Origin of the sequence: Trichloromonas sp. (genome assembly GCF_041583255.1) — a bacterium.
Lineage (GTDB): Bacteria > Desulfobacterota > Desulfuromonadia > Desulfuromonadales > Trichloromonadaceae > Trichloromonas.
This window is the reverse complement of sequence record NZ_JBFHGD010000158.1, coordinates 1-7,927: the sequence shown is the minus strand read 5'-3', so window position 1 is coordinate 7,927 and position 7,927 is coordinate 1. Positions and strand designations below refer to the sequence as shown.

At 64.4% G+C, this 7,927-nt stretch carries 9 protein-coding genes; 3 read left to right on the top strand and 6 right to left on the bottom strand.

All coding sequences use genetic code 11. From position 1 onward, the window contains the following. The 3 genes from ABYV89_RS12210 to ABYV89_RS12200 form a co-directional block, all read right to left on the bottom strand. The coding region (locus tag ABYV89_RS12210) for a hypothetical protein (RefSeq protein ID WP_432823234.1) at positions 1 to 371 on the bottom strand (371 nt) is incomplete at its 3' end. Between the two features lie 94 nt (positions 372 to 465). Continuing rightward, positions 466 to 1,806 (bottom strand): vWA domain-containing protein, encoded by a 1,341-nt coding sequence (locus ABYV89_RS12205; RefSeq protein WP_432823233.1) that lies wholly within the window; start codon positions 1,804 to 1,806, stop codon positions 466 to 468. Between the two features lie 157 nt (positions 1,807 to 1,963). Continuing rightward, the gene (locus ABYV89_RS12200; protein ID WP_432823232.1) at positions 1,964 to 3,169 is read right to left on the bottom strand and encodes a rhomboid family intramembrane serine protease; all 1,206 of its coding nucleotides are present in this window, start codon (positions 3,167 to 3,169) and stop codon (positions 1,964 to 1,966) included. A gap of 143 nt (positions 3,170 to 3,312) precedes the next feature. Between ABYV89_RS12200 and ABYV89_RS12195 the strand changes: the two genes are divergently transcribed. From ABYV89_RS12195 to ABYV89_RS12185, 3 genes are all read left to right on the top strand, one after another. Further along, positions 3,313 to 3,918, top strand: a complete 606-nt coding sequence (locus ABYV89_RS12195) for a trimeric intracellular cation channel family protein (protein WP_432823231.1) — start codon at positions 3,313 to 3,315, stop codon at positions 3,916 to 3,918. 88 nt (positions 3,919 to 4,006) lie between these two features. Next, a complete protein-coding gene (locus ABYV89_RS12190; RefSeq protein WP_432823230.1) occupies positions 4,007 to 4,663 on the top strand; it encodes a fumarylacetoacetate hydrolase family protein in 657 nt (218 codons plus the stop codon). Then, positions 4,660 to 5,532, top strand: coding sequence for a Rossmann-like and DUF2520 domain-containing protein (locus tag ABYV89_RS12185; protein WP_432823229.1), 873 nt, complete (start codon positions 4,660 to 4,662; stop codon positions 5,530 to 5,532). Before ABYV89_RS12190 ends, ABYV89_RS12185 begins: the two co-directional genes overlap by 4 nt. On the opposite strand, the gene nfi is transcribed toward ABYV89_RS12185, so the two are convergent. The 3 genes from nfi to ABYV89_RS12170 all read right to left on the bottom strand — a co-directional run bounded on the left by nfi (position 5,529) and on the right by ABYV89_RS12170 (position 7,799). Further along, positions 5,529 to 6,209, bottom strand: a complete 681-nt coding sequence (nfi, locus tag ABYV89_RS12180) for a deoxyribonuclease V (protein WP_432823228.1) — start codon at positions 6,207 to 6,209, stop codon at positions 5,529 to 5,531. The genes ABYV89_RS12185 and nfi overlap by 4 nt on opposite strands. Before the next feature lie 31 nt (positions 6,210 to 6,240). After that, a complete protein-coding gene (locus ABYV89_RS12175) occupies positions 6,241 to 6,702 on the bottom strand; it encodes a hypothetical protein (protein ID WP_432823227.1) in 462 nt (153 codons plus the stop codon). A gap of 131 nt (positions 6,703 to 6,833) precedes the next feature. After that, a complete protein-coding gene (locus ABYV89_RS12170) occupies positions 6,834 to 7,799 on the bottom strand; it encodes a D-2-hydroxyacid dehydrogenase (protein WP_432823226.1) in 966 nt (321 codons plus the stop codon). Positions 7,800 to 7,927: the final 128 nt, after the last annotated feature.

The window sequence follows — 7,927 nt, the reverse complement described above, 5'->3', positions numbered from 1 at the left end:
TAGCGGCGGATGAATCCGGCCTCTTCGTCGCTGACCGGCTGCTGCGGGTCCGGCAGGGACAAGCCGCCCCCCGGGGCCCAGATGAAGACGTTGCGAATCAGCGGGTTCTCCAGCCGCCAGGCGTCGAGCCGGCCGGCCAGGTCCTCCTGCGGAAGGGTCTGCAGGGTGGCCAGCAGGCCATCCTTGACCTCGGCTACCGCCAGAGCGATACTTTCGGCCGTCGCCTTCGCCCGCTCGCTGGCCGCAGCCACGGCGGCCCCGGCCAGGCGCTGCTGCTCATGCTGCAGCAGGCGCAGGGCGACCCCGCCGATCAGCAGGGTCGGTATCAGCAGGATCAGCCAGGCGGCAATAATGAAGCCGGTTCGTTTCATTCGAAAATTCTCCACCCTGGAGACAGGCAAACGGGAACCGCTCTTTCCCCCGGCCAGCCGCTTAACCATAAATCCAGGGACTCATCTTTTCAATTCAATATTCCTTCTGCTGGCTGCGCACCCGGTAGCTCTCGGAACGCAGTTCTTTCTTGCGCGGGCTGCTGAGCTTGTCGGCAGAAAATTCAGCCGCATCCGACTCCAGGGCGGCCGCTTCACCGGCAAGGTCATCAAAACCAAGCCGTGAACTTTTCGCCTTCAACTCGGCGCTGGTCTGACGCAGCGCCTGCGCCGCCTCGTCCTTGCGCCCGGCATTGTACAGGTCGAGGGCCTGATCGCGGGCCACCGCCATCTCGTTTTCGACCACCGCCTCCTGTACCGCTTTATTGGCCCCCTCGCGCACTTCAGCCTGGCTTGCGCTGAAGCGCGCCTGGATACGGGCGGACGATTTTTCCACCCGTGCGGTCAGGGCGTTCTCGTAGGAACAGTTGGCGGTGGCCAGATCCATGGTCTGTCCGGAGCGGGAGGCCGGCACCTCGACTTCGATCAGGGCGAATTTTTCCTGCCCGCCGTAGAGCTGGTTCATCTGGATTTCAACTCGGTTGCCGCGAATGCGCCCCTCGCGGCCGATCACCCGCAACGGCCGGACCCCTGCGGGACATTCCACCTCGACAACCACCCTGCGGGCGGCGACGCTCAGCACATCACCGAGTTCGGCGGCGAAGATCCGCGACAGGTCGCGGCTATCCTCGACGAAATAATGATTGCCGTCGCTGCGGGCAGCCAGCCGGGTCATCAGGTCTTCGTTGAAATCGGTGCCGATGCCGATAGTGGTCACCGAGATCCCCTCCTTGAGCAGGGCGGCGCCGAGCCGGGCCAGATCCTCAGGGGCGCTGGGGCCGACGTTGGCGAGCCCGTCGGACAGCAGGATCACCCGGTGCACGTACGGTTGATGCACATGCCGGCGCACCTCGGCCGCGCCCTGGCTGACCGCGCCGAACAGGGCGGTATTGCCGCCGGGGTGGATGCTGCGGATCTGCGACTCGATCCATTCGGTGTTGGCCGCGCTCTGGGCAGACACCAGGGTCTGCACCTGGTGATCGTACACGACCAGCGAAAAAAGGTCGCCGGGGCCGAGCCGGCGCAGGGCTTCGACGGCCGCCTGCCGGGCTTTTTCGATCTTGCTGCCGGACATGGAACCGGAGCGGTCGAAGACCAGCGCCAGGTTGACCGGCGGTCGGGCGGTTTGCCGGGGGAGGACCGGGACGTCGAGCGAAACCTTGATCACCACCGACTGGGACGAACCGGCCGGCAGAACCTCCTGGTCGAGCGCCAGGTCGCAGCCGATCAGCGGAGGGGACGCCGCAGCGGCGAAGCCCCCGAAGCTCAGCAGGGCGAAAACAAATAGAATCTGGAACAACCGTATCCTTGGCAGCATGGCATCCTCCTTTTTCGGTGCCGTCATTGGCCCGAACCGGCGGGGACATCCCGCAGGCCCGAGTCCAGTAGAGCACGGCCCGGAAACAGAGTCGTCATGGCGGGGTAAAAAGAATGTAAAGAATTTGTCATGTCAGCAAGTCCGTTGGGCCGACGGGTCAGGCCTTTCTCCCCGTCCCTTTTTCACCGAGGCGTTCGATGGCGTGCAGGTGCAGGCGCACCTCGTCGGCCAGTTCGCGGCTGCGGGCGACATCGAGCGCGGCAAGAAAATAGTGATAGGCGCTGGTGACGCAGCGCGGCTTGTGCATCAGCGCCCTGCCGGCGCCGAGGTAGGCCCGGTCAAGCGCCGCGTCGGCGGGGCGCTCGGCGATAAAGCGCCGGAACAGCGACAGGGCCTGGTCGTACTCCCGGTGGGCCAGCAACAGTTCCCCGAGCGCCAGCATGGAGGCGGAACCCAGCTGCGCCCGCCCCTGGCGGCCGTCGATCCGCGGATAAAGGGCAAGCGCCCGTTCGAGCTCGCCTTCGTCCAAAGCCCTCTCGATCCGCGTGGCGATGCCGGTGTCGACTCGCGCCTCCCGAACAACCTCGTCGTCTGCAAGAGGAGTACGCCGTCTCAACTGGCGCAAGCCGCCAGGCAGGCGATCGATGCCGAAAGCCATGGCCGTGCCGGCGACGAAGCCACCGATATGGGCACCGTGGGCAACTCCGCCGCTGCCGCCGCCGTTAAGCAAAAAGGGGAGCAGGTTGTCGATCAGCAGGTAAAACCCGAGCACCAGCCGGGCCGGCACCAGAAAGGTGTTCATGATGAAAGGGAACAGGAAAACGAAGGTCTTGACCCGGTTGCGGGGAAACCACAGGAAATAGAAACCGAGCACGCCGGAGATGGCCCCCGAGGCGCCCACCAGCGGCACCTGCGAGGCGGGGACGAACAGCGCGAAGAACAGGGTCGCGGCCACGCCGGCGGCCAGATAGGCCAACAGGTAGCGGACGGGCCCTAGGCGATGCTCGACGTTGTCGCCGAAGATCCACAGAAAGAGCATATTGCCGAGCAGGTGCATCCAGCCGCCGTGGAGGAACAGGGAGGTGAACAACGAGGAGAGCGACGGAGAGGCCGGCCTGAAGCCGTGCCGGAAGACAAACAGATCGTAGGCGGAAAGATGTTCCAGCAAGACGCGGAGCGACAGCGTGTCGCGTGCCCCCGCGACCTGCAGGTATTCGTAGAGCAGGGGGTCGGACGGATCGGGCCGGGCCGCCGTGAGCGGCAGGGCAATGAGCAGGAACACCGCCACGTTGAGCCCGATCAGCAGGTAGTTGGCGTAGGGGGTTCCCGGCGGGTTGGGGGTGTCACCGATCGGCAGAAGCATGGTGTCAGCTCTCCGCTGAAGTGTCTGCGACAGTCCCTTGAAGCGCCGCCGCCCGGACAGCTTAGCACAGCCGTCCCCCTTACACCACCCTTGCTTTTTGCCCGGTAAAGGGCTATTCTCGCCGCCAGCGGAGGTTAGTCGTTGTGAATTTTCTCTACATCCTCGATCTCATCGGCACCGCCGCCTTTGCCGCTTCCGGCGCCTGGGCCGGCGTTCGCCGCGACATGGACCTGTTCGGCGTGCTGGTGCTGGGCATGGTCACCGCCACCGGCGGCGGCACCCTGCGCGATCTGCTGCTCGGCGACTTCCCCCCCTTCTGCCTGAAAAACGAAGTCTACCTCTATATCTCCATTGCCGTCTCCCTGGCCGTTTTTTTCCAGCACCGGCGACTCGGTTTTCTGCAGCACCCCCTGCTCTACTTCGACGCCGTCGGCCTCGGCACCTTCGTCGTCATCGGCACCGGCAAGGCCATTGAGTACAATATGGGCTTCATCGGCGCGGTGAGCATGGGAATCATGACCGCCACGGCGGGCGGCGTGGTGCGCGACGTCCTCTCCAACCGGGTACCGTTGATCCTGCGCAAAGAGGTCTATGCCTCGGCCTGCCTGGCCGGCGGAGCGTTAATGTTCCTGCTGCACCACACCCCCATGCCGCCGACGCTTATCGCTATAGTCGCCGCCATGACCGTCATCACGCTGCGGTTGCTGGCCATCCGGCACAACTGGTCGCTGCCGCGGGCGCAGACCTGAATCTCTGCCGACCTCTTGCTTTTAGCAGAATTGTATTTATCATTATCCGGCAAAAAAGGATAAAATCGAACACCGAGGGAGAAACGCAATGCATGCAGTGCGATTAAAAGGTACCGTTAAGAACCTGCGGGTCGGCAAGGTGGTCTGCCTGGCGCGTAACTACAGCGACCACATCAAGGAACTCGGCAACGAGACCCCGGACAAGGCGGTCTTGTTCATCAAGCCTTCAACCAGCGTCATCGGCGACCGGGAACCGGTGATCATCCCCGGCTTCTCCCAGGATTGCCACTACGAGGTGGAACTGGCCGTGCTGATCGGCAAGTGGGGCAAGAACATCGCCGCCAAAGAGGCCATGGCCCACGTCGCCGGCTACGGGGTGGCCATCGACATGACCCTGCGGGACGTGCAGAATGAGCTGAAGAAAAAAGGCCTCCCCTGGGAAATCGCCAAGGGCTTCGACACCGCCTGTCCGCTGTCGGATTTCGTTCCCGCCGGCGCCGTCGAAAACCCGCACGACCTGCGCATCACCCTCAAGGTCAACGACCAGATGCGCCAGGACGGCTCGACGGCCCAGATGATGCGCCGGATCCCCGAAATCATCCAGGCGGTTTCCGCAGTCTTCACCCTTGAAGAAGGGGATATCATCCTCACCGGCACCCCGGCCGGAGTCGGCCCGGTAAAAAGCGGCGACCTGATGACGGCTGAAATCGAGGGCGTCGGCCGGCTGGAGATTCCGGTCCAGTGAAACCGAAGATCGTCCTGATCGGTCCCGGCCGGCTCGGTCAGGCGGTGACCAGCCTGCTGGCTGAAGCCGGCTACCCGGTCGTCGCCGTAATCAGCCGGGATCCCGCCCGGGCCGTCGCGGCCGCCCGCTTTGTCGGCCACCGCGCCGCCGGCACCTGCGACCTGTCACGAACCAAAGAAGGCGACCTCGTTCTGCTGGCCCTGCCGGACGACTTTCTGGCCGACGCCGCCCTGCTGCTGCGCCGAAACGGCTGGCTGGCTCCGAATGCGGTAGTGGTTCACTTCAGCGGCCGACACCCGGCCGCCATCCTCAACCAGGGCGAAGCGCCAAGAGTTCGGGCCCTGTCGCTGCACCCGCTGCAGACCTTTGCCGACTCGGTCACCGGCCTGCGCAACCTCCCCGGCACCCCGTTTTCGGTGGAAGGAGAAGAGGCTCTCATCCCCCTCGGCGAAACCCTGGTCGACGCCTTGAGGGGAAAGCCCTTCCGCATCGACAGCGCCCGGAAACCCCTCTACCACGCCGCCGCCTGCGTCGCCTCCAACTATCTGATCACCCTGGCCGCCACGGCGGCGGAAATCATGGCCGCCAGCGGCATTCCGGAAGATGAGGCACTGACAATGCTGCTCCCCCTGCTCAAAGGGACCAGCCGCAACCTGAGCACCCTCGGCCCGGAACAGGCGCTGACCGGCCCCATTGCCCGCGGCGACGTACAGACCGTCGCCAGCCATCTCGATGCCATGGCTGAGCTTCCAAACGAATTGAGGGAAATTTACCGGGTGATGGGAAGAAAGACGGTGGGACTGGCGCGACAGAAGGGAACCCTGGGGGAGCAGCAGGCCGAAGCGATCCTTGAACTGCTGAAGAGCTAAAGCGCAGCCCGGCGCAACTGGTTGGTCAGCTGGTGGGCCAGGCGGGTCGGCTCGGGCATCCGGTAATGGCGGGTGCAGGCCAGCACCAGCTCAACCGCAGCGGGGATATCGACCAGGTGGCCGGGCGAGATGTACATCGGCTTGACCCGATCCCGGGTCCTCAGCACCGCCCCCACCTCATCAGCTCCCAACAGCAGGGGAGCCCGCTCACCCCGTTGCGCACCCGGCTCGGCATGCCTGCCGCACAGCCGGCTCTTGGCACAGCCGACCGTCGGCAGGGCGAGCCAGAGTCCGAGATGGCTTGCCAGCCCCAGCCGCCTTGGATGGGCGATCCCCTGGCCGTCGACCAGCACCGCATCAGGAATCGTGCCCAGCGCACGGAAAGCGTCGAGCACCACCGGCAGCTCCCTAAACGAGAGCAATCCGGGCACATAAGGAAAATCGACCCGGGCGACGGCATGGGCCTGGTCGATCGGGTCGAGGGACGGCAGCTTGAGCACTACCACGGCAGCGTAAAAGAGGCTGCCGTTTTTTTCGTAGGAGACATCAACTCCGGCGACCGTTGCCAGCGGCTGCGGCAGCCGGTTTTCCAGCCGCACCTGCCCCGCCAGGGCCTGCTGCAGGGCAATCGCCTCGCGACAATCGACCTTCCAGCCGTGCAGGTGGGCAAACTCCATCCGCGGGTCTCCGTAATCGCCGGCAAGGCGATCAGTTGTTGCTGCGCAGCAGTTTCTTCCCGTCCTGGAACAGAATCTCCACCTTGTTCGGCACCACCGATACCACCAGCCCGAAGCCGAAAAGCGGGTGGTTGATCCAGTTGTTCACCTTGTAGACCCCCTCCATGCTGTAAGGGACCGCCCGGGTCGGATCGGCGTCCCTGCTGGCGGCGAGCCACTGCTCCTGCTCGAGAACGGCGGCCTTCGTGCGGGCGGTGCGAGCTTCCTTGGCCGCCCTGGGCGTCTTGGGCGCCGCGGCCGCCCGACTTTTGACAACCCGTTCGGGCTTTTCGGCCTTGGGGGCGTGGTAATTGTGCGCACCTCCGCAGGTGTTGCACTGCACACGTACCGGCCGGTCTTCAACCATGGCGACAATGGTATGGTTGGTGATAACCCGGCAGCGGGTGCAGCGGGCATCGATATAATCTCCGGCAGTAGGTTTCTTGCTGCTCATATGTATCCTTTTACGAAAGAAAAGGCCACAGGTCCATGCCTGTGGCCGTTACAGCGAAGTAAGTCGAGTCAGGATTTATAACATCGGGCGGCACGGCTGTCAAGCCGACGCAGGCGGCACCGGCAAGAAACTCAGTTCACCAGGTTGCTGTTTTTGCCGGCGAGAAAATCGCGGACATTGGCAGCCACGGTGGCCATCAGGCGCTGCCGCGCTGCCCGCGTCGCCCAGGCGATATGCGGGGTGATCACGCAGTTGTCAGCCTGCAGCAGCGGGTTGGCGGCCGGCGGCGGTTCGCACGAAAGCACATCGAGACCGGCGCCGGCCAGCTGGCCGCTGTTGAGCGCTTTGGCCAGGGCCGCCTCGTCGATCAGCGGACCGCGCCCGGTGTTGATCAGCCAGGCCCCGGGTTTCATCCGGCCCAGTCGGGGACCATCGACCATCCGCTCGGTCTCCGGGGTCAGCGGACAATGCAGACTGACCACGTCGCTGCGGCCGAACAGGCTGTCGAGATCGGTAAATTCGACCTCCCCGGAATCTCTGTAGGCCTGGTAGTTTTCCGGATGCCGGGTATGCACCAGCACGGTCATGCCGAAAGCCCGCCCCAGGGCCGCCACCTTACGGCCAATGGCGCCGAAACCGACCAGCCCCAGGGTCAACCCTTCGAGCTCGGTCAGCGGCCGGTCCCAGAAGGCGAAATCGGGGCTGGCACTCCAGGCCCCCTCACGCACCAGGCGGGCATGATGGCCGACCTGGCTGGTCATTTCGAGCAGCAGGGCAAAGACCATCTGCGCCACCGAAGCGGTACTGTAGCCGGGGACGTTGCTAACCGGGATGCCGCGACGACGGGCGGCCTGCACGTCCACCACGTTGGTGCCGGTGGCCAGCACCCCGATATATTGCAGCTCGGCAAGCGCGGCGATGGTCTCGGCGGCAAGAACGGTCTTGTTGGTCAGCAGCACCTGGGCACCGGCCGCCCGCTCCAGCACCTTGTCGGCGGGGGTCCGATCATAGACCTGGCAGTCCCCCAGCTTTTTCAGCTCGTCCCAGCTCAAATCACCGGGGTTGAGGGCGTATCCGTCCAGTACGACTATTTTCATGGCGTGATCCTTTCCAAAAGGCCTGCTGAAACATAGCAGAGCTGCCCCAAAAAAAGAAGCCCCCGGCGAGCTGGCGCCAGGGGCTTCCACCTTGATCATGTCAGGTACTTTTATTTTTCCTTCAACAC

Excerpts from the sequence above, each read along its gene's own strand:
- ABYV89_RS12205 (WP_432823233.1), bottom strand. The coding sequence starts at position 1,806 with ATGCTGCCAAGGATACGGTTGTTCCAGATTCTATTTGTTTTCGCCCTG.
- ABYV89_RS12200 (WP_432823232.1), bottom strand. The coding sequence starts at position 3,169 with ATGCTTCTGCCGATCGGTGACACCCCCAACCCGCCGGGAACCCCCTAC.
- ABYV89_RS12190 (WP_432823230.1), top strand. The coding sequence starts at position 4,007 with ATGCATGCAGTGCGATTAAAAGGTACCGTTAAGAACCTGCGGGTCGGC.
- nfi (WP_432823228.1), bottom strand. The coding sequence starts at position 6,209 with ATGGAGTTTGCCCACCTGCACGGCTGGAAGGTCGATTGTCGCGAGGCG.
- ABYV89_RS12175 (WP_432823227.1), bottom strand. The coding sequence starts at position 6,702 with ATGAGCAGCAAGAAACCTACTGCCGGAGATTATATCGATGCCCGCTGC.
- ABYV89_RS12170 (WP_432823226.1), bottom strand. The coding sequence starts at position 7,799 with ATGAAAATAGTCGTACTGGACGGATACGCCCTCAACCCCGGTGATTTG.